At 59.9% G+C, this 20,929-nt stretch carries 21 protein-coding genes; 10 read left to right on the top strand and 11 right to left on the bottom strand.

Annotation, left to right across the window (positions count from 1 at the left end):
- Positions 1 to 2 precede the first annotated feature (2 nt).
- A complete protein-coding gene (gene hutU / locus AC6I79_RS12980) occupies positions 3 to 1,688 on the bottom strand; it encodes a urocanate hydratase (RefSeq protein ID WP_125308529.1) in 1,686 nt (561 codons plus the stop codon).
- A gap of 10 nt (positions 1,689 to 1,698) precedes the next feature.
- Entirely contained in the window at positions 1,699 to 3,252 is a 1,554-nt protein-coding gene (hutH, locus tag AC6I79_RS12975) for a histidine ammonia-lyase (protein ID WP_058757812.1), read from the bottom strand.
- A 319-nt stretch (positions 3,253 to 3,571) separates the two neighbouring features.
- Here hutH and hutC point away from each other — a divergent pair, with 319 nt between their 5' ends.
- The gene (gene hutC, locus AC6I79_RS12970) at positions 3,572 to 4,327 is read left to right on the top strand and encodes a histidine utilization transcriptional repressor HutC (protein WP_021508436.1); all 756 of its coding nucleotides are present in this window, start codon (positions 3,572 to 3,574) and stop codon (positions 4,325 to 4,327) included.
- Here hutC and AC6I79_RS12965 read toward each other — a convergent pair.
- Positions 4,311 to 4,850 (bottom strand): HutD/Ves family protein, encoded by a 540-nt coding sequence (locus AC6I79_RS12965; RefSeq protein WP_059009042.1) that lies wholly within the window; start codon positions 4,848 to 4,850, stop codon positions 4,311 to 4,313. The genes hutC and AC6I79_RS12965 overlap by 17 nt on opposite strands.
- On the bottom strand, positions 4,847 to 6,202 hold the full coding sequence (locus tag AC6I79_RS12960) for a formimidoylglutamate deiminase (protein ID WP_021508434.1): 1,356 nt from the start codon (positions 6,200 to 6,202) through the stop codon (positions 4,847 to 4,849). The genes AC6I79_RS12965 and AC6I79_RS12960 overlap by 4 nt, the downstream gene beginning before the upstream one ends.
- An 84-nt stretch (positions 6,203 to 6,286) precedes the next feature.
- Between AC6I79_RS12960 and hutI the strand changes: the two genes are divergently transcribed.
- The 7 genes from hutI (at position 6,287) to AC6I79_RS12925 (ending at position 13,244) form a co-directional block, all read left to right on the top strand.
- Positions 6,287 to 7,501 (top strand): imidazolonepropionase, encoded by a 1,215-nt coding sequence (gene hutI, locus AC6I79_RS12955; RefSeq protein WP_021508433.1) that lies wholly within the window; start codon positions 6,287 to 6,289, stop codon positions 7,499 to 7,501.
- Positions 7,498 to 8,289, top strand: coding sequence for an N-formylglutamate deformylase (hutG, locus tag AC6I79_RS12950; RefSeq protein WP_059009038.1), 792 nt, complete (start codon positions 7,498 to 7,500; stop codon positions 8,287 to 8,289). The genes hutI and hutG overlap by 4 nt, the downstream gene beginning before the upstream one ends.
- A 348-nt stretch (positions 8,290 to 8,637) precedes the next feature.
- Positions 8,638 to 9,489 carry a transporter substrate-binding domain-containing protein gene (locus tag AC6I79_RS12945; RefSeq protein ID WP_058769505.1) on the top strand — a complete coding sequence of 284 codons (852 nt, stop codon included), beginning with the start codon at positions 8,638 to 8,640 and terminating at the stop codon, positions 9,487 to 9,489.
- Positions 9,490 to 9,501: 12 nt separating this feature from the next.
- Positions 9,502 to 10,221 (top strand): ABC transporter permease, encoded by a 720-nt coding sequence (locus AC6I79_RS12940; protein WP_031279871.1) that lies wholly within the window; start codon positions 9,502 to 9,504, stop codon positions 10,219 to 10,221.
- A gap of 11 nt (positions 10,222 to 10,232) precedes the next feature.
- The gene (locus tag AC6I79_RS12935; RefSeq protein WP_058780838.1) at positions 10,233 to 10,961 is read left to right on the top strand and encodes an ABC transporter permease; all 729 of its coding nucleotides are present in this window, start codon (positions 10,233 to 10,235) and stop codon (positions 10,959 to 10,961) included.
- A 1-nt stretch (position 10,962) separates the two neighbouring features.
- Complete coding sequence (locus AC6I79_RS12930; protein ID WP_127833847.1) at positions 10,963 to 11,763, top strand: ABC transporter ATP-binding protein; 801 nt, start codon at positions 10,963 to 10,965, stop codon at positions 11,761 to 11,763.
- A complete protein-coding gene (locus tag AC6I79_RS12925; protein ID WP_159378332.1) occupies positions 11,760 to 13,244 on the top strand; it encodes an HAL/PAL/TAL family ammonia-lyase in 1,485 nt (494 codons plus the stop codon). Before AC6I79_RS12930 ends, AC6I79_RS12925 begins: the two co-directional genes overlap by 4 nt.
- A gap of 33 nt (positions 13,245 to 13,277) precedes the next feature.
- Here AC6I79_RS12925 and AC6I79_RS12920 read toward each other — a convergent pair whose 3' ends face one another.
- The gene (locus tag AC6I79_RS12920) at positions 13,278 to 13,907 is read right to left on the bottom strand and encodes a flavin reductase family protein (protein WP_021508426.1); all 630 of its coding nucleotides are present in this window, start codon (positions 13,905 to 13,907) and stop codon (positions 13,278 to 13,280) included.
- 179 nt (positions 13,908 to 14,086) lie between these two features.
- Between AC6I79_RS12920 and rlmF the strand changes: the two genes are divergently transcribed.
- Positions 14,087 to 15,013, top strand: coding sequence for a 23S rRNA (adenine(1618)-N(6))-methyltransferase RlmF (gene rlmF / locus AC6I79_RS12915; RefSeq protein ID WP_127833848.1), 927 nt, complete (start codon positions 14,087 to 14,089; stop codon positions 15,011 to 15,013).
- A 66-nt stretch (positions 15,014 to 15,079) separates the two neighbouring features.
- On the opposite strand, the gene glnQ is transcribed toward rlmF, so the two are convergent.
- From glnQ to rhtA, 5 genes are all read right to left on the bottom strand, one after another.
- Positions 15,080 to 15,802, bottom strand: coding sequence for a glutamine ABC transporter ATP-binding protein GlnQ (gene glnQ, locus AC6I79_RS12910; RefSeq protein WP_021508424.1), 723 nt, complete (start codon positions 15,800 to 15,802; stop codon positions 15,080 to 15,082).
- Complete coding sequence (gene glnP / locus AC6I79_RS12905; protein WP_021508423.1) at positions 15,799 to 16,458, bottom strand: glutamine ABC transporter permease GlnP; 660 nt, start codon at positions 16,456 to 16,458, stop codon at positions 15,799 to 15,801. Before glnP ends, glnQ begins: the two co-directional genes overlap by 4 nt.
- 86 nt (positions 16,459 to 16,544) lie before the next feature.
- Positions 16,545 to 17,291 (bottom strand): glutamine ABC transporter substrate-binding protein GlnH, encoded by a 747-nt coding sequence (glnH, locus tag AC6I79_RS12900; protein ID WP_021508422.1) that lies wholly within the window; start codon positions 17,289 to 17,291, stop codon positions 16,545 to 16,547.
- Positions 17,292 to 17,602: 311 nt separating this feature from the next.
- The gene (dps, locus tag AC6I79_RS12895; protein WP_021508421.1) at positions 17,603 to 18,106 is read right to left on the bottom strand and encodes a DNA starvation/stationary phase protection protein Dps; all 504 of its coding nucleotides are present in this window, start codon (positions 18,104 to 18,106) and stop codon (positions 17,603 to 17,605) included.
- A 294-nt stretch (positions 18,107 to 18,400) separates the two neighbouring features.
- On the bottom strand, positions 18,401 to 19,309 hold the full coding sequence (gene rhtA, locus AC6I79_RS12890; protein ID WP_159378331.1) for a threonine/homoserine exporter RhtA: 909 nt from the start codon (positions 19,307 to 19,309) through the stop codon (positions 18,401 to 18,403).
- Positions 19,310 to 19,811: 502 nt separating this feature from the next.
- On the opposite strand from rhtA, the gene ompX reads away from it, so the two are divergent.
- Positions 19,812 to 20,324, top strand: coding sequence for an outer membrane protein OmpX (ompX, locus tag AC6I79_RS12885; protein ID WP_031279869.1), 513 nt, complete (start codon positions 19,812 to 19,814; stop codon positions 20,322 to 20,324).
- Between the two features lie 146 nt (positions 20,325 to 20,470).
- Here the strand turns inward: ompX and AC6I79_RS12880 are convergent, their stop codons facing one another.
- Positions 20,471 to 20,665, bottom strand: coding sequence for a hypothetical protein (locus AC6I79_RS12880; protein ID WP_021508417.1), 195 nt, complete (start codon positions 20,663 to 20,665; stop codon positions 20,471 to 20,473).
- Positions 20,666 to 20,929 lie beyond the last annotated feature (264 nt).

Raw genomic sequence — 20,929 nt, 5'->3', positions numbered from 1 at the left:
AACTACTTCAGCATCGGCAAATTGAGACCGTGCTGCTCTGCGCAGGTCTGCGCCAGCTCGTAACCCGCATCGGCATGACGCATCACGCCGGTGGCCGGGTCGTTCCACAGTACGCGACCAAGGCGCGCATCCGCTTCAGCCGTACCGTCACAGACGATCACCACCCCGGAATGCTGCGAGAAGCCCATACCGACGCCGCCGCCGTGGTGCAGGCTCACCCAGGTGGCTCCGCCGGCGGTGTTCAGCAGCGCGTTCAGCAGCGGCCAGTCTGACACCGCATCCGAGCCATCCTTCATCGCCTCGGTTTCACGGTTAGGTGACGCCACCGAGCCGCAGTCGAGGTGGTCACGACCAATCACGATCGGCGCTTTCAGCTCGCCGTTGCGCACCATCTCATTGAATGCCAGCGCCGCTTTATGACGCTCGCCCAGCCCCAGCCAGCAAATACGCGCCGGCAGGCCCTGGAAGGCGATGCGCTCCTGCGCCATATCCAGCCAGCGGTGCAGGTTTTTGTGATCCGGGAACAGCTCTTTCAGTTTGGCGTCGGTTTTATAGATATCTTCCGCATCGCCCGAGAGCGCCACCCAGCGGAACGGGCCTTTGCCCTCGCAGAACAGCGGACGAATATACGCCGGCACAAAGCCCGGGAAATCAAAGGCGTTTTTCACCCCTTCATCCAGCGCTACCTGACGAATATTGTTGCCATAATCCACGGTCGGCACACCCATGTGGTGGAAGTCGAGCATCGCCTGCACGTGCTGCGCCATGGAGGCGCGTGCCGCTTTCTCTACTGCTTTCGGATTGCTGACGCGCTCGGCTTCCCAGCGCGCCACGTCCCAGCCCACAGGCAGATAGCCGTTGATCGGGTCGTGCGCGGAGGTCTGATCGGTCACGATGTCAGGCTTCATGCCGCCCGCTTTCGCGCGCTGCACCAGTTCCGGGACCAGCTCGGCCGCGTTGCCCAGCAGACCCACGGAGATCGCCTGGCCGGCTTCGGTGGCGTCTTTGATCAGCGCCAGCGCCTCATCCAGGCTGTAGGCTTTATGGTCGAGGTAGCGGGTGCGCAGACGGAAATCGATGCGCGACTCCTGGCACTCAATCGCCAGCACGCAGGCACCGGCCAGCACGCCCGCCAGCGGCTGCGCGCCGCCCATGCCGCCCAGACCGGCGGTGAGGATCCAGCGGCCGGTCAGGTCACTGTTATAGTGCTGGCGACCGGCTTCGGCGAAGGTTTCAAAGGTGCCCTGCACGATGCCCTGCGCGCCGATATAGATCCATGAACCGGCGGTCATCTGGCCATACATCATCAGCCCGGCCTTATCCAGTTCGTGGAAGTGATCCCATGTCGCCCAGTGCGGCACCAGGTTGGAGTTGGCCAGCAGTACGCGCGGCGCATCGGCATGGGTGCGGAACACACCGACCGGCTTGCCGGACTGAATCAGCAGCGTCTCTTCCGGCTGCAGCGCGCGCAGCGAGCGCAGAATCTGTTCAAAGCACGCCCAGTTACGCGCGGCTTTGCCGATTCCGCCATACACCACCAGATCCTCCGGGCGTTCGGCCACGTCAGGATCGAGGTTGTTCTGAATCATGCGGTATGCCGCTTCAATCAGCCAGTTGGCGCAGTGCAGTTCATTACCGCGCGGCGCACGGATTTCACGGGCAACAGCCTGAGTCAAAGTTTCGCTCATCATCGGTTCCTTAATTAGCAGTAGAACGCTGGCTTGGCAGCAGCGCAGTAAGGGTTTCAGGCCAGACGTAACTGCTGGCCCACAGGCGCATGGCATCAATGTCCGGCGCCAGTAAACGGTCCTGATCGAGGAAGGCGACCTGCGCACGAATGCGGCTCATCTCCTGTTCGATCGCGGCAGAGCTTTGCAGCGGGCGGTGGAAGTCGATGCCCTGCGCCGCCGCCATCGCTTCAATGCCGACCACGGCAGCGGTGTTGAAGCACATCTCGCCCAGACGCCGTGCCGCGTAGGTGGCCATTGACACGTGATCTTCCTGATTGGCTGAGGTCGGCAGGCTGTCGACGCTGCCCGGGTGCGCCAGCGATTTGTTCTCCGAGGCCAGCGCGGCAGCGGTAACCTGCGCAATCATGAAGCCCGAGTTCACGCCGCCGTCGCGCACCAGGAAGGGCGGCAGGCCGGAGAGACCGGTGTCGAGCAGCAGCGCCAGGCGGCGTTCGGATATAGCACCGACTTCGGCAATCGCCAGCGCGATGATGTCGGCGGCAAAGGCCACTGGCTCGGCGTGGAAGTTACCGCCGGAGATCACGTCGCCGCTGTCGCTGAAAACCAGCGGGTTGTCAGAAGCGGCGTTGGCTTCAATCTGCAGCACGCGCGCGGCGTGGCTGAGGTTATCGAGACAGGCGCCCATCACCTGCGGTACGCAGCGGATCGAGTAGGGATCCTGCACGCGTCCGCAGTTGCTGTGCGAACTGAGAATTTCGCTGCCTTCGAGCAGCGTCGCTACCGCAGCGGCGACGGCAATCTGCCCGTGCTGGCCGCGCGCCTGATGGATGCGCGCATCAAACGGTTTAACCGAGCCTTTAATTGCTTCCAGCGACAGCGCGCCGGCCATCAGCCCGGCGGCAAACAGATTTTCGGCTTCAAACAGCCCACGCAGCGCCAGCGCGGTAGAGACCTGGGTGCCGTTGAGCAACGCCAGCCCCTCTTTTGGTCCCAGCACAATCGGCTGCAGGCCGACGCGGGCCAGGCCTTCGCTGGCGGGCACCAGCTGGCCGTCAATGCGCACCTGACCTTCACCGAGCAGCATCAGGGAGAGATGCGCCAGCGGCGCCAGATCGCCGGATGCGCCAACCGATCCCTTCGCCGGGATGCACGGCATCACGCCGGCGTTGAACAGCGCCAGCAGCGCGTCAATCAGTTCCATGCGGATGCCCGAGTGGCCGCGTGCCAGGCTGATGATTTTGCTGGCGACCACCAGGCGGGTGACGTTGTCCGGCAGCAGATCGCCGAGGCCGACGCTGTGTGACAGCACCAGGTTACGCTGCAGTTCCGCCAGGCGTTCGGCGGGGATCTGCGTTTGCGCCAGCTTGCCGAAGCCGGTGTTGATGCCGTACACCACTTTGCCCGAGGCGACGATGGCCTCGACGGTTTCACGTGCGCGGTCAATATCCGCCCGCGCTTCCTCTGCCAGCTGCAGCGTCACCTTTTCCTGATAAATACGGCGTAAGGTGGCGAGGTCCACTTCACCGGGAACGAGGCGAATTGCCTGAACCGAACCTGACATAGTCTACTCCTGTCTATACAAGTGATCTGCCACGTTGTGGCGGAGCGCAAGTTGCGATGGCATCCGCCAGGGGCGCTATAAGTGTTGTGAGTGAAGCATAAGTGTCTAATCTTGTCTATACAAGTAGCAAGTGCTGTGCCAGATTGATCGTATTCTGTGAAACGTGCCGCAATGCGGGCGCGGCAACCTCCAGCCTGCTACGCTGCACCAAAAGCGGGCGGCAGCTGCACCACGCGGGCAGGCTTTGCACCATTGGATGTATATACATTTAGGCGGCGAGACAGTAAACTTCACATATCATTTGGAAAAGGAACAGGAAATGGCGGAGCAAACGGCAATCGCACAGCTGGCGGCAGCGATGGGGGATGAACCCGCGCCCATTTACCAGCGCGTTAAGCAGGCAATCGTCAGCCAGATCCGGGAAGGTCACTGGAAAGCCAATCAGCGGGTGCCGTCGGAGAGCGAGCTGGTCAATGAACTGGGCGTCAGCCGCATGACCATCAACCGCGCGCTGCGCGAACTCACCAGCGAAGGGTTTCTGGTGCGCATGCAGGGCGTCGGGACCTTTGTCGCGGAGATGAAGGGCTACACCGCAATGCTGGAAGTGCATAACATCGCCGATGAAATTGCCCAGCGCGGCCATACGCACAGCTGCAAAATTCTCTCGATAGGTCAGATGAAGGCGGATCCGGAACAGGCGGCGGTGCTGGGACTCTCCACCGGCCAGACGCTGTATCATTCGCTGATCGTGCACTACGAAAATGAGCTGCCGGTGCAGCTGGAAGATCGTCTGGTCAATCCGCTGGTCGCGCCTGACTACCTCAGCCAGGATTATCACAGCCTGACGCCGTACACTTATCTGATGCGCGTCGCCCCGCTGACCGCCGGTGAGCATATCGTTGAAGCGGTACTGCCGGATTTGCGCCAGCGTAAGCATCTGGCGCTGGACGAGCACGAGCCGTGCCTGCTTATCCGCCGTCAGACGTGGAGCGACAACAAAATCGTCACCTATGCGCGCCTGCTCTATCCAGGCTCACGCTACAAATTGCTGGGCCGCTTCAGGGGACACGGCTAAGCGCGATAAACAGCAGGCTGGCCTCTGCCGTTTGCGGCACCAGCTGCTGCTGCTCCTGTAGCCACCATATTCCCTGCTGCGCCTGCAGCGTCTCGCCCACACTGCTGCGCCATGTACCGGCCAGCACATACGCCACGCCATGCAGGCCGCTGACCGCCTGCTGCTCCACGCTTACCGCCGCGCGCCAGCTGTCGCGCCGCGTCATGATGTTGAAGTCCTGACAGCTGCCGCTGACCTGCGCCTCTATCGCCCATTCGCCGGGAAAGGCCCACGGCTGATGGGGAAGCAACGGCTGTTCGGCCTGTTCACAGCGCAGCAGCACGCTATCGCCCTGAAGCAGGGTAATTACCCGATCGACGCCGGGGAAGGGCGAGAACGGCCCGTCGGCGTCGATGGTGGCGATGCTGGCGCGCCACTGGAACTCTGCTGCGCCCGGCGGATAGCTGATAATTTCGCGCGTTTCCCCACCGCCGTTGCGCCAGCGGCTGACCGGCAGCTGCGCGTAGTCAAAGCGCGCGATCATTGCAGTGCCCGCATTGCCCGGGCGAAGCCAGCGGCGGCCGCTTCTTCCGCCGCGTGGTGGCCTTGCTGAATCACCGGCTGTCCGGCAACAAACACGTCTCGAATTTGCTGGCTGCTGCCGGCAAACAGCCAGCGATTGATCAGCGCGGCGGAGCTGACGCTGGCCAGCAGCGCATCCTCCTCCAGCACCAGCCAGTCGGCGCGTTTGCCCACCGCCAGCTCACCGCTGGCAATGCCACAGGCCTGCGCGCCGCCCTGCGCCGCCTGCTGCCACAGCAGATCGCCGACCGAAGGTTGATCGGTTAGCGTGATGCGGTTGCGGCGACGATCGCGCAGCCGCTGGCCATACTCCAGCCAGCGCAGCTCCTCCAGCGCACTGAGCGAAACGTGGCTGTCAGAGCCAATGCCCCAGCGTCCGCCGCGCCCGATGTACTCCACCGCCGGGAAGATGCCGTCGCCGAGATTGGCCTCGGTGGTGGGACACAGACCGGCAATCGCGCCGCTGTCCGCCATGCGCGCGATCTCCTGCTGATCGAGATGGGTGGCGTGAATCAGGCACCAGCGTGCATCAACGGCAAAGCGGTTATACAGCCACGCCACCGGCCGTTCGCCGCTCCATGCCAGACTGTCATTAACCTCTTTTTCCTGCTCGGCAACGTGAATGTGCACCGGCAGATGCGCAGCGCTGGCGGCCAGCACCTCATGCATCTGGGCTTCGCTTACCGCGCGCAGCGAGTGGAAACACAGGCCGTGGTTGATCAGCGGCTGCTGCGCGCTCCACTGCGCGACGCGCTGCTGCTGTTGCAGATAGGCATCGGTGTGCTGAATGAAGCGTCGCTGACCGTCGCTGGCCGGCTGCGCACCGAAGCCGCTGTAGCTGTACAGCACCGGCAGCAGCGTCTGGCCGATACCGGCAGTGCGTGCCGCCTGCATCAGCTGGTGCAGCATCGCATCGTCGGCATAGGGCTGGCCGTGCGGATCGTGATGCAGATAGTGAAATTCCGCCACCTGGCTGTAGCCGCCCTTGAGCATATCAATGTAGAGATGGGTGGCGATGGCACCGACCTGCTCAGGCGACAGGCGCTGCACCATGCGGTACATCAGATCGCGCCACGTCCAGAAGCTGTCCTGCGGATCGCCTGCCACTTCCGCCAGCCCGGCCATGGCGCGCTGGAAGGCATGGGAATGCAGGTTGGCCATCGCCGGAATCACCGGGCCGGCCAGGCGCACGGCGTCACCGGGCGTACTGTCGGCGGTAAGGGCGCGAATAAATCCCTGATCGTCGGTTGCGATCAGCACGTTTTCCTGCCAGCCGTCGGCCAGCCGTGCGCGTGGGGCAAAATAAACTGCCATGGTTGATCCTCAATGGCGGAAAGTTGTATATACATATACATACTTTGAGGCGCAGTGTAAATCGCCAGACAAAAGGGGAGTGGGATGGCAAGTAAACAGATCGACAGCCTGTGGCTGGGGGCCGATGTGGTCACCATGCGTGACGGTCGCTATAACCTGATTGAGGATGGCGCCGTGGCGGTGGATAACGGCGAGCTGGTGTGGGTCGGCCCGCGCAGCGCGTTACCGGACTTTGCCCCGCGCCGGCAGCAGCAGTTTGACGGCGGCATCATTACGCCCGGTCTGGTGGATTGCCACACGCATCTGGTGTTTGGCGGCGATCGCAGCCAGGAGTTCGAACAGCGGCTCAACGGCGTGAGCTACGCGGAGATCGCCGCGCAGGGCGGCGGCATCCTGTCGACGGTGCGCGCCACGCGCGCGGCCAGCCAGCAGCAGCTGGTCGACTCGGCACGCTGGCGGCTCGATCGCCTGCTGGCTGAGGGCGTGACCACGGTGGAGATTAAATCCGGTTACGGGCTGGATGAAGAGAGCGAGCTTACTCTGCTGCGCGCTATCCGCGAGCTGGCGCAGTCGGTGCCTGCCGATGTGCAGGCCACCTGCCTGGCGGCGCACGGCTTCCCGCCAGAGTTCAGGGATAACCCGCAGGGCTGGATCGATATTATCTGCCAGCGCCTGTTGCCGCGGGTGAAAGCGGAGGGGCTGGCGGATGCGGTCGACGCGTTTTGCGAACACCTGGCGCTGTCACCGCAGCAGGTGAGCGCGGTATTTGATGCCGCCACAGCGCTCGGCCTGCCGGTAAAGCTGCACGCTGAACAGTTGTCGGCACTCGGCGGTGCCGCACTGGCGGCGCGCTATGGTGCGCTCTCTGCCGATCACCTCGAATATGCCACCGAACAGGATGCGCGCGCGATGGCGGAGCATGGCACGGTGGCGGTACTGCTGCCCGGAGCGTTCTATCTGCTGCGCGAGACGCAGCGTCCGCCGGTCGAACTGTTCCGCCAGCACGGCGTGCCGATGGCGCTGGCCAGCGATGCCAATCCGGGCACGTCACCGGCGCTGTCGCTGCGGCTGATGCTGAACATGGGCTGTACGCTGTTTGGCCTGACGCCGGAGGAAGCGCTGGCCGGCGTCACGCTGTGGGGCGCGAAGGCGCTTGGCCTGCAGGCCACGCACGGCTCGCTGGAGCCAGGCAAAGTAGCCAATTTTGTCCACTGGCCGCTGGCTCGCCCGGCTGAGCTGGTTTACTGGCTGGGCGGCGAACTGCCGTGCCAGGTTATCTATCGTGGAGAAGCGCAATGACCCCTTTTCATTTCACCGCCGGTAAGCTGCCGCTGCTGGTCAGTATTCCGCATGCCGGTACCCAACTGACGCCGGAGGTTGACGCCGGGCTGAGCGAGGCCGCGCGCGGCCTGCCGGATACCGACTGGCATATTCCGCTGCTGTACGACTTTGTGCGCGACCTCGGTGCCAGCGTGCTGATTGGGCACTACTCGCGCTTCGTGATCGATCTCAACCGTCCGCCGGACAACCAGCCGCTGTACAGCACGGCCACCACCGGGCTCTATCCGGAGACGCTGTTTGATGGCACGCCGACCTTCAAACCCGGCATGACGCCGGACAGCGCGGCGCGCCAGCGCTATCTCGAGACTATCTGGCAACCCTATCATCAGCAGATTCAGCAGGAGCTGGCGCGGTTAAAAGCCGAACATGGCTATGCGCTGCTGTTTGATGCGCACTCCATCGCTTCGGTGATTCCGCGCCTGTTCGACGGCCAGCTGCCGGACCTGAACATCGGCACCAACGATGGCGCCAGCTGTTCGGCGGCCAGCATCGCGGCGATTGAGCAGGTGTGCGCCGCGCAAAGCGACTACAGCTGGGTGGTGAATGGACGCTTCAAAGGCGGCTACATCACGCGCGCTTACGGCCAGCCAGCGCAGGGAGTGCAGGCGGTGCAGCTGGAGCTGGCGCAGCTGAATTACATGGATGAGGCGCCGCCGTTTGCCTGGCAGCAGAATCGCGCCACGCGGTTGCAGCACGTGCTGAAGCCGCTGCTGCAGGCGTTTCTGCAGGCGGGGAAAGCCGTTTAATTGATGCGGGTCGCCATCACGGTGACCCCGTTTCTCATGTGGTGGATGTACATCCGCTGCCTCACTCCCCAATCCTGTGCAACCCCTGCCCTGAAAGGGTGCACGACGCGTTCCGTCTGACGCCGATCCCCTCCGTTTACCGTCTTTGCCGATCTGGCACAGCCCTTGCTAGCTTGTATGTACAAGTAAAGACCGCGCGGCAATGATGACTATTTATTCTGGCTGGCTCACAAAAAGCTTATGCCGACAATGATCTGCCGCAAGCTAACTTGTATATACATGAAATGTCATTTGCGCTGTATCAGCCAACAGAGACAGCCAGATTTGTTAACCACCAGGAGAAGACGTATGACACACCGTGCCCCGTTTCGCCGTTTTTGCCTTACCACGCTGTTTGCCAGCCTGATGCTGGCCGGCGTGGCTGCCGAGGCTAAAGAGTGGAAATCCATCACCATCGCCACTGAAGGCAGCTATGAGCCGTGGAACCTGACGCTGCCGGGCGGCAAGCTGGGCGGCTTCGAACCTGAACTGATGGAAGATCTGTGCAAGCGCATGAGCATTCAGTGCAAGCTGGTGGTGCAGAACTGGGACGGGATGATTGCCGGACTGAACGCCGGGAAATATGACGTCATCATGGATGCGATTGTGATTACGCCGGACCGGAAAAAAGTGGTCAACTTCACCACGCCGTACGCGTCAACGCCGGCGACCTTCATCACCAGCAAAGATAACCCGCTGCTGCCGGCCGATAAGAACATCATCAAACTGCACGACGACGAGGCGGCCATCAATGCGGCCATCGCCCCGCTGAAGGCGGCGCTCAAGGGCAAAACCATCGGCATTGCCTCCGGCACCGTGTATACGCCGTTTATCGATAAATACTTCAAAGACGTGGCCGACGTGCGCGAATACACCGCTTCGGCGGATGCGATTCTCGATCTGCAGGCGGGTCGCATCGATGCGGTGTTTGATGACGTGACTTTCGCGCAGTCGATGCTGGCGCGTAAAGAGAACAGCAACCTGACGTTCAGCGGCCCGCAGCTGGGCGGTCCGATTTGGGGGGAAGGCGAAGCGATGGGCGTGCGCATGGCTGATAACGACCTGAAGGCCAAACTTGATGCCGCCATTCACGCTGCGCTGGCGGACGGCACGGTGAAAAAGCTGAGCGAGAAGTGGTTTAAAACTGACGTAACGCCGTAAGTGAGGTGAAAGATGATGAGCCTGCTGAGTTTTGGTGCAGATGGCTGGGGTCGCCTGATTCTGAGCGCCGCCGGTACCACGCTGCTGCTGTCGCTGGCGGCGCTGATGATTGGCGCCGTGGTCGGTTCCGGCGTGGCGGCGGCGAAACTCTCGCACCAGCGCTGGCTGCGCTGGCTGGGTGAAAGCTATTCGGTGGTGTTTCGCGGCATCCCGGAACTGCTGGTGATCTACCTGTTCTACTTCGGTGGATCGGGGTTGATCACGCTGGTCGGCCAGCTGTTTGGTGCAGACGGCTTTATTGAAGCGCCGCCGTTCCTGATTGGCGCGCTGGCTATCGGGCTCATCTCCGGATCCTATCAGGGTGAAGTGTATCGCGCTGCGCGCCTGGCGCTGGCCAAGGGCGAAGTCGAAGCGGCGGTAGCCATCGGGATGCCGCGCTGGCGTATCGCCCAGCGCATCCTCGTCCCGCAGATTGTGCGCTACGCGCTGCCGGGGATGTCCAACGTCTGGCAGATGAGCCTGAAAGATTCGGCGCTGGTGTCAGTGACCGGCATCGTCGAGCTGATGCGCGCCAGCCAGGTGGCGGCCGGTTCAACGCGCGATTACTTCACCTTTTACCTGATTGGCGGTGGCTGCTATCTGCTGCTGACACTGCTGTCGAACCATGCGTTTCGCCGCGCGGAATCGCGCCTCGGCCGCGCATGGCAAAGTCGCACTGCGGCACAGCACTAAGGAGCAGCAGCATGATCGACTTCGCTTTTCTTGCCGACACTTTTCTTAAGCTGAGCGCGGCGCTGCCGGTGACGCTCGGGCTGTTTATCAGCGCCTTTGTCTGCGGCGGGCTGCTGGCGCTGGGCATTCTGGCGCTGCGCATGAGCCACTGGCGGCTGCTGAGCGGTTTTGCGCGCGGCTATATTCTGGTGTTTCGCGGCTCGCCGCTGCTGATTCAGCTGTTTCTCATCTACTACGGGCTCGGCCAGTTTGGCGTGATTCGCCACAGCTTCGTCTGGCCGTTTCTGCGCGAGCCGTTTATCTGCGCGGTGCTGGCGCTGTCGCTGTGTACCGCCGCTTACACCGCTGAGATCCTGCGCGGTGCGCTGCTGGCGGTGCCGGCAGGTCAGGTCGAAGCCGGTCTGGCCTGCGGCATGTCACGCTGGCTGCTGCTGCGCCGCATCATCGCGCCGATCATGCTGCGCTATGCGCTGCCGGCGTACTCCACCGAGGCGATTCTGCTGGTGAAATCCACCGCGCTCGCCAGCCTGGTCACGGTATGGGATGTCACTGGCGTAGCGCAGCAGATCATCCAGCGTACCTATCGCACCATGGAGGTGTTTGTCTGCGCTGCGGCGATCTACCTGATTCTTAACTTTATTATCGTCCAGCTGTACGCGCTGTTAGAGCGCCGTCTGACCCCGGTGCACCGCGCTGAAAAAAAGCCGCTGCCTGCCGTTAAACCGCTTGCCGGAGACTAATATGCATTCCACTTCACCAGTCACCTTGTCCGCCACTGATATCCATAAATCCTTTGGCGCTATGGAGGTGCTCAAAGGCATCTCGCTGCAGGCGCATCAGGGCGATGTTATTTCAATTCTTGGTGCCAGCGGCTCGGGCAAAAGTACCTTGCTGCGCTGCATCAATCTGCTGGAAACGCCGGATGCCGGCGTGGTGAGCGTCGGCGGCGAAACCATTGAAATGAAGCGCCACGCGCGCGGCCATCAGCTGGCGGCGAATCCTAAGCAGATTGAACGCCTGCGATCGCGGCTGGGCATGGTGTTTCAAAGCTTTAATCTGTGGTCGCACATGACGGTGCTGCAGAACGTGATTGAAGGTCCGCACTATGTGCTGAAGCGCGATAAAAAGAGTTGTATCGCCCAGGCAGAACAGTTGCTGGATCGCGTCGGGCTGCTTAACCGCAGGGATTTTTATCCGGCGCAGCTCTCCGGCGGCCAGCAGCAGCGCGTGGCGATTGCCCGTGCGCTGGCGATGGATCCGGAGGTGATGCTGTTTGATGAGCCAACCTCGGCGCTCGACCCGGAACTGGTCGGCGAGGTGCTCAAGGTGATGCGTAGCCTGGCGGAAGAGGGGCGCACCATGCTGGTGGTGACGCACGAGATGGGCTTTGCGCGCAACGTCTCTAATCGCGTGGTGTTTATGCATCAGGGCAACATCGATTGCGAGGGCACGCCGGAAGCGATGTTTGGCGCCAGCGGTTCATCGCGCTTTAAGCAGTTTATCTCCAGCCATCAGAGCCATCACGCGGAGCAGCCAGTATGACCGTCGTCTGGGGCGATGCGCCGCTGACCTGGCAGGCGCTGGTACAGGTAGCGCGACATAACGCCGAACTGACGCTGAGCGCCGCTGCCTGGCAGCGCATTGCGCGCGGTCGCGAGATCGTCGAACAGATCGTTGCCAGCGGCCAGATTGCCTATGGCATCAACACCGGGCTGGGGGCGCTGTGTAACATCACGCTGCCGGAAGACCAGCTCAGCCAGCTGTCACGCAATACGTTGCTGAGCCACGCCTGCGGCGTCGGTCCGCTGCTGACGCGCGAGCAGACGCGCGCCATTCTGTGTGCGGCCATCGCCAACTACAGCCACGGCAAATCCGGCGTTTCGGTGGCGCTGGTGCAGCATCTGCTGGCGCTGCTCAATCAGCAGATCACGCCGCAGGTGCCGTCGCAGGGTTCAGTCGGTTATCTCACCCACATGGCGCATATCGGGCTGGCGCTGATTGGCGTGGGCGACGTTGAGTACCAGCAACAGGTGATGCCGGCGGAGCAGGCGCTGCGGCTGGCCGGTTTACAGCCGTATCGCCCCGGTGCCAAAGAGGGCCTGAGCCTGGTCAACGGTACGCCGTGCATGACCGGGCTGAGCTGTCTGGCGCTGGACGATGCGGCGCGGCTGCTGGATTGCGCGGATGTCACCGGCGCGATGAGCTTTGAAGCGCTGCGCGGTCAGCTGGCGGCGTTTGATGCCGAGGTGATTGCGCTGAAAGCCAGCCCCGGCATGCAGCACAGCGGCCAGCGTCTGCGTGCGCTGCTGAGCGACAGCCCGCTGCTGGCGGCGAGCTGCGGCATACGCACCCAGGATGCGCTCAGCCTGCGTTCGATGCCGCAGGTGCACGGCGCCAGCCGCGACCAGTTCGCCCACGCAGCGCGTCAGGTTGAGATCGAACTGAATGCCTGCACCGATAATCCGCTGGTACTGGGCACGCCGGATAACTGGCGCGTGGTGTCGCAGGCCAATCCGCACGGCGAATCGGTTGCCATGGCGGCCGATCTGCTGGCGATTGCCATGGCGGAGATCGGCAGTATTGCCGAGCGCCGGCTGGATCGGCTGGTCAATCCGCTGGTCAGCGGGCTGCCGCCGTTTCTGGTGGCGCAGCCGGGCGTCAACTCCGGCATGATGATCGCGCAATACGTGGCGGCTTCCCTGTGCGCGGAGAATCGTCAGCTGGCGCAGCCGGCGGTGCTGGACAATTACGTCACCTCGGGACTGCAGGAGGATCACCTCAGCCTCGGTACCGGCGCGGCGCTCAAGCTGCTCAGGCTGCTGAATAACCTCTGGCAGGTGCTGGCGATTGAGTACCTGCTGGCGGCGCAGGCGCTGGATTTTCACGGTGAGGCGCAGCTGGCCAGCGGCACGGGCCGGGCGCTACGCGCGCTGCGTGCTGAGGTTGCCACCTGGCAGGAGGATCGCTGGCTGGCACCGGAGATAGCCCGGACGGTGAAGGTATTACAGACGCTGGCCTGCTAGCGGCGCGAGGGGGCGCGCCGCCAGTGGCCTGATTTAACCGCGGCGCGCGTCCGGGCGCACCAGATCAAAACGCTGATCTTCGCTGATGGCGTAATAGGCGGAAGGTCCGCCAGCGCGCAGAATCGGCTGCGCTTTGGCGGTCTGATAGATGCCGTTCTCAAGCAGCGCTTCATCGATGTGAATCGCCACCGCTTCGCCCAGTACCAGCCAGCTCTCCAGCTCGCCTCCCTGTGCATCCTGCAGGCGAATCAGCTGCGTCAGGCGACACTCAAAGTTGACCGGGCTCTCCGCTACCATGCTGACGTTAACGTGGGAAGCGGCCAGCGGCGTCAGGCCGGCGAGGGCAAACTCGTCGTGATCGGGCGGTACCGAGGCGGAGCTCTCATTCATGGCTTCTGCCAGCGGACGCGTCGCCAGGTTCCAGACAAACTCGCCGGTTTCACTGATATTCTGCACGCTGTCTTTCCAGCCGCTGCTGGCAAAACCAATGATTGGCGGATGGTAGTTAAAACAGTTAAAGAAACTATAGGGCGCCAGATTGCGCTGGCCGCTGGCGCTTTGCGAGCTGACCCAGCCAATCGGGCGCGGGCCGACGATGGCGTTGAGCGGATCGTGAGGCAGACCGTGTCCACTGCGTGGCTGATAAGTGTAACGTTGACGCATTTGCGCTCCTGATTCGTCCTGGATACTGCGTGTTCCGGCGGCGCTGGCGGCTGGACGCAGTATTGCGGATGCAGTTTTAGGGAGAATAGATTTAAATTCGTTGCACTAAATTTTCCTGGCGGATTGTGCGCTGCCGTCATCCAGCGTATCTTACGCGCGCATTAATGTCCGGAGAATCTATGAACAAGCCTGCCGCTACCGCGCTCTTTCATCCGCGTAACCGCCATCAGGGCCGTTATGATTTTGCTGCCCTGACTGCCGCGCATCCGCCGCTGGCGGACAAAGTGCGCCCCAACGGTTACGGTGAGCTGTCGGTTGATTTCGCCGATCCGCACGCGGTGCTGCTGCTGAACCAGGCGCTGCTGAAACTGTTTTATAACCTGAACTGGCAGCTGCCGGAAGGCTATCTGACGCCGCCGGTACCAGGCCGCGCTGACTATATCCATGCGCTGGCGGATCTGCTGGCCAGCGATAACGGTGGCGTGCTGCCGCGCGATCTCGACGTGATGGATATTGGCTGCGGTGCCAACTGCATCTATCCGCTGATCGGTCACGCGGAGTATGGCTGGCGCTTTACCGGCACCGACATCAGCGCGGACGCCGTTAACGCCGCCAGTCAGATTGTGGCCAGCAATCCCGGCCTGCAGCGCGCCATTCGCCTGCGCCGTCAGAAGCAGGAGAGCGCGATTTTTGCTGGCGTGGTGCACAAGAACGAACGCTATCACGCGGTACTGTGTAATCCGCCGTTCCACGCCTCGGCGGCCGATGCGGCGGCCGGCAGTCAGCGTAAAGTGCGCAATCTCGGCCTGAGCAGGCAGGCGCCGCTTAATTTCGGCGGTCAGCATAACGAGCTGTGGTGCGACGGCGGTGAGCGTGCGTTTATCGGCCGAATGATCGATGAAAGCGTCGCATTAGGCGATCGCATCGTCTGGTTTACCTCGCTGGTGTCGCGCAAAGAGCATCTGCCTGAACTGCGCGACCGGCTGAAGGCGCACGACGCTTATCAGGTACGCATCGTCGACATGGCGCAGGGCCAGAAGCAGAGCCGCTTTATCGCCTGGACATTTTTACCGCCCGCCACGCGCGCGCAGCGGCTGGCACGCTAAGCGCTGCTCAGGTAAAAAAAAAGCCGCTACGGGGATCCGCAGCGGCTTTGTTGTTTTTACGCCGTATTAAGAGACGTGCTGCAGGAACTCACGCAGACGGTCGCTCGGCGGGTTAGTGATCAGATCGTCCGGATTGCCATCTTCCGCGATGGTGCCTTTGTCGATAAAGATCAGGCGCGACGCTACTTTCTGTGCAAAGCCCACTTCATGGGTCACGATCACCATGGTCATGCCTTCTTCCGCCAGATCCTGCATCACTTTCAGCACTTCGTGACGCAGCTCGGGATCGAGTGCCGAGGTAGGCTCATCGAACAGCATCATCTTCGGCTTCACCGCCAGCGCACGGGCAATCGCCACGCGCTGCTGCTGGCCGCCGGACAGCTCAGAAGGGAAGTGGTGCGCGCGCTCGGCGAGGCCGACCTTGCCCAGCAGCTCACGCGCCAGTTTGTGTGCGGCGTCTTTCTTCGCCCCGCGCACGCGGATCGGACCAAAGGCCACGTTGTCCAGCGCGCTCATCTGCGGGAACAAATGGAACTGCTGGAACACCATACCGGCTTCCTGACGGATCAGGCGTTCATCCACTTTCGGATCGTTAACTTTCATGCCATCGACAATCAGTTCGCCGCTGCTGATCTCTTCCAGCTTGTTGATGCAGCGCAGCAGGGTAGATTTACCGGAGCCGGACGGGCCGATGATTACCACCACTTCACCCTGATTAATTTTCAGGTTGATGTCGTGCAGTACCTGAGTCTGGCCGAAGTTTTTCGAGACGTTTTTAAATTCAATCACAGGATTTTCACCCTTTTCTCAATACGGCGCAGCACAAAGCTCAACACCAGCGTAATAACCAGGTAAATGATGGCAACGGCGCTCCAGATCTCCAGCGCGCGGAAGTTACCGGCGATGATCTCCTGGCCCTGACGGGTCAGTTCCGCCACGCCAATCACGATGAACAGCGAGGTGTCTTTGATGCTGACGATCCACTGGTTACCCAGCGGCGGCAGCATGCGGCGCAGCGCCAGCGGCATGATCACGTAGCGCAGCGTTTCGCGGCGCGACAGGCCAAGCGCCAGGCCGGCTTCACGGAAACCTTTGTTGATCGACAGCACCGCACCGCGGGTAATCTCCGCAATATAAGCACCTGAGTTGATCATGATGGTCACGACGGCGGCGGTGAACGGGTCGATGCGCAGGTCCGGGAAGGCCATCGGCAGGGCGAAGTAGATGAACATCACCTGCACCACGATCGGCGTGCCGCGAATCAGTTCAATGAACACTAACGCGATGTTGTTGGTGATCCAGCCGCCGTAGGCGCGGGCGAAACCGGCTACGAGGCCGATAACCAGGCCGCCAATCAGGCCGAGGATCGAGATAAGCAGGGTCATTTTGGCGCCTTCGATCAGGATCGGTAAGGCGGGCCAGATGACGCTCCAGTCAAACTCCATGGTGTGACTCCAGAATCTGTTGCAGTGGAAATGTAAAAAGCAGGGAGAACAAAGCTCCCTGCTGATAAAAAGGCGTCAGGCCTGAATTATTTAGGTTCGCTGCCGAACCATTTTTTATAGATAGTGTTGTAGGTACCGTTGTCGTGCAGGGTTTTCAGCGCGCCATTCACTTTCTCACGCAGGTCGTCGCTGCCTTTCGGGAAAGCGATGCCATACTGCTGCGCTTCGATGGAGTCACCGACGGCTTTGAAACGGCCTTTGCCAGCGGTGTGGATGAAGTACAGGATGTTTGGCGTGTCGTGCAGCACGGCGTCAGCACGGTTAGTGCCTAACTCCATGTACGCGTTATCAATGTTCGGGAACTGGCGCAGGTCTTTAGTTTTGATATGCGCTTTGGCGTAATCCACCGAACCGGTGCCGCTTTTCACTGCGACCACTTTACCGTTCAGATCGTCGATGCCTTTGATGTCGTTTTCGTTGTTACGCACCATCACCAGCAGGCCGCTTTTGTAGTAGCCGTCAGAGAATTCGATGGCTTTTTTACGTTCTTCGGTAATGGTGATGCCGGCCAGCGCCAGGTCAACGTTTTTGGTTTGCAGCGCCGGAATGATGCCGCTGAAATCCATCGGCTTCAGGGTGTAATCCAGCTTCAGCTGTTTAGCGATAGCGTCCCACAGGTCGATATCAAAGCCGACGTACTTGTCGCCCTGTTTGAATTCAAACGGAACGAAGGCGGTGTCGGTAGCGACCACCAGTTTCTTGTCTGCTGCAGTGGAGGAAAGCGAGAAGGCCAGCGCCAGCGCGGCCACGGAGACTTTAATCAACGACTTCATCATTTTTTTCCTTATTACCCGTCAGGCCTGGTGGCCTGATGTACGGCTCATCATATGAAAAAATTATGCCAACTTTTCTCAAACGCGGAAATCAACAGATTGCCGGGGCAGGCTGACACGATTCTGCACGTCGGGAAAAGTTTGCACCAGAATGAATCACCAAAATGGTGCATTGTGCTGTGGTGGTGCAGGCACAGTGTGCATCAGAGTGATAATAAGGGAAAGAAAGGATTAAGGAATTGTTAACGGCGTCAAAAAAGCCGGGCGGATAGCAGGCATAAAAAAGGCGGGATAACCCGCCTGTTTGAGCATTACTCGATATTTGATTCGATAAACCACAGGAACTTATCAAGGTCACGCGATGCGGCAGTAAAGATATCAGCCGTATCTTCGTCTTTCACTTCACTGATGGCTTTACGCGTATCGTTAGCCACGACGGCGTAACGATCGGCCAGCGCTTTCAGGTGATCCTGTACGCTGTGAATATTCAGCGGATAGCTTTTCAGCGGTGACTTGTCGTTAACCACCTGCGTGGTGCCCAGCGCAACGCCGCCCAGCTGTACCACACGTTCTGCAATGGTGTCCTGGTGATCGGTAATCGCGGTACGGAAGCCATCCAGCATTTCATGTACGCCTATGAAGTTTGCGCCACGCATGTTCCAGTGCGCCTGCTTGGTGATCAGCGACAGGTCAATAAATTCCACGACCAGACGGTTGAGCACCTCAATGGTAGCTTTCTTCTCGCTATCAGCCACGTCATTGCGGGTATAAATCAGATCGGAAGATTTTGTTTTAACCAGTTTTGCGGTACTCATCATTAATGTCCTCTTATTGATGGTTGTCCTAATCAAGCACGGGAATAAGTATAGCAGCAGTTTTTCACTCTGCAGGATTGATTAAATCAATGACAGGAATAGCTAAAGCTTAATGTTAAGCTGTGAAAATAACGATTTTATTAAAATTATTTAAAATCAGTGGCTTAGGTTGTATGTTAATTATTCTTCTATCATGTTGCAAAATAATAACAGCTTACCGTGTGGTTATTTAAGAAATGATAATGAGAATGTGTCTATATACAGCCGGTTAAATAACCGGCTGACCTGTACGGCTTATTGCGGCGTGTTGATATCCACTTCATTTATATGTGCCGCTTTCTGTTTCATGGTGAGCGTCGAGCCGGCAGACGCGGCGATAATCGCCAGCAGCGCCAGCCATTGCTGTAGCGTCAGCAGCTCGCCGAGGAACAGCATGCCGGAGAGCGCGGCCATCGCCGGTTCCAGACTCATCAGCGTACCGAAAATGCGCGCCGGCAGACGCGTCAGCGCCATCATTTCCAGCGAGTAAGGAATGGCGCTGGAGAGCAGGGCGATGAGCAACGCCAGCGGCAGAATTTCCCACTGCCAGATACCGGGCGCGGCAAAGGTCAGACCGAGCGGCACAAAAATCACTGAGGCGATCAGCGAGCCCATTGCCACCGTGGCCGGGCCGTGTTCCGCGCCTGCCCGCTGGCCCGTCAGAATATAGACCGCCCAGCAGGCGCCGGCACCCACGGCCAGCAGCGCGCCGGTGGGATCAATATGGCTCAGGCCATGGCCAATCGGCAGCAGGAACCACAGGCCGGTGACCGCCAGCAGCACCCAGAGAAAATCCAGCGGACGGCGTGCGCCGGCCAGCGCCAGCGTCAGCGGGCCAAGAAACTCCAGCCCCACCGCTACGCCCAGCGGCACGGTGCGGATCGAGAGATAGAACAGGTAATTCATGCAGCCCAGCGCCAGTCCATACATCAGCAGCGGCTTGCGCTGCTTTGCACTGAAGCGCAGGCGCCAGGGTTTGAAAATCGCGCACAGGATGAGCGTGCCCAGTCCCAGACGCAGCGCGGTAATGCCAGGCGCACCGACGGTAGGAAATAGCGATTTTGCCAGTGACGCGCCGCCCTGCAGCGACAGCATGGCGATCAGTAATACGGCAACCGGCAGCACTACCGGCGCTAGTTTGGGGTGGGAAAGAGGTGCAGACATCCTGTGATCAATTCCTGTGATGATGAATAACCAGGCAACGGGCAGCCAGTGTAAAGCAATCGGCGGGAAATAAGGAGGCGGCTGAGGCAATGATGCGGGGTTTCTGTCGCCGCTTTTTTATCGGGCGCGGCCGCCTCGCATCATCTGGCGTCAGTGACGCCTCATTCACACCTCTTTTCGGGCGAAATTTCGGCGAATAAAGCGCGACGGTGGAAAAAATGCACCAGCGACTGGCTGAAAAAACGCCATATTCAGGGCCATTTCCGTAAAGAAATGTCAGGTTAGTTTAGGAATTTACTTAAACCGATAATTTTCTGTGCGCAGGATTATTGCAGAAAGATGATGCTTTTTATAAGAAAAATGAATGACATAGGAAAGTTCATTAACTTTCTGTTACACCAAACAATCTGTTAGACAACAAAATGCGGGCAGAGTTTCTTGCTAAGTTTTGTTATATTTTTAGCGTTGTCAGGAGAGAAGTATATTCACATTTGAGGTGGTTATGAAAAAAATTGCATGTCTTTCAGCACTGGCTTGTGTACTGGCAGTTTCCGCTGGTTCCGCCATGGCACAGAGCACCGTTTCTGCCGGCTACGCGCAGAGCGACTATCAGGGCGTTGCTAACAAAGCTAACGGCTTCAACCTGAAATACCGCTACGAAGACGGTTCTAACCCACTGGGTTGGATCGGTTCTTTCACCTACACCGAAAAAGATCGCACTGAAGATGGCGTGTACAACAAAGGTCAGTACTACGGCATCACCGGTGGTCCGGCTTACCGTCTGAACGACTGGGCCAGCATCTACGGCGTAGTAGGTATCGGCTACGGCAAATACCAGCAGAACCAGACTGCCGGTCAGTCTAAAACCGACAGCAGCGACGTAGGCTTCTCTTACGGCGCAGGTATGCAGTTCAACCCAATCCAGAACGTTGCTCTGGACGTGGGCTACGAGCAGAGCCGCATCCGTAACGTCGACGTGGGCACCTGGATTGCTGGCGTAGGTTACAGCTTCTAAGTTTTTGCTTAGACCAGAGTTGCACAGAAACGGCCCTTTACGGGCCGTTTTTTTATGCCTGAAAACGCTGCCGTGAAGGGCGTTTTTCGCAGGCAAAATAAAACCCGCTGCAGGCAGCGGGTCAGAATGTGAAGCCCTGAGGAAACTCAGCCGCGCCAGATTAGATTCGGGCAGGGCTGCGCGGCGATTTTTTTGCCGGTCAGTTTCTCAAGCAGCATCAGGCGCAGGGCAAAAGGCGAGCGGCTAAACAGACACAACAGCGACTTCAGCTCAAAAGCCGGTTTGCTTTGTACGGTCTGAAAGCATTTGCCGCAGTCGAGGCAGCTTTTCATCGTGCTCATCTTTACCTCCTGGAAAACGGGTAACTCAACAGTAAGCACAGCCCTGCAATAAACAGCAGGAAAAGGAGCAGCAACAGCCAGGGTTCGTTCATCGTTGCCTCCTTTGTAGGCTATTCGCTTACAACATGTACAAAGATAGCACTGGCTATACTCTTTAGCCAACACTATTCAGGAAAAATTTGTGCTTATTTGTGCCTGGTTTACAATGAGCGCAGCCAGCCCGCACCGCAGGTAAAGTGCGGCAGATAATAAAGAGGAAGCTGA

The organism is gamma proteobacterium symbiont of Scutellera amethystina (assembly GCF_059730845.1).
Note: the sequence above shows the minus strand (reverse complement) of the source record. Positions and strands in the feature narration are given on the sequence as shown.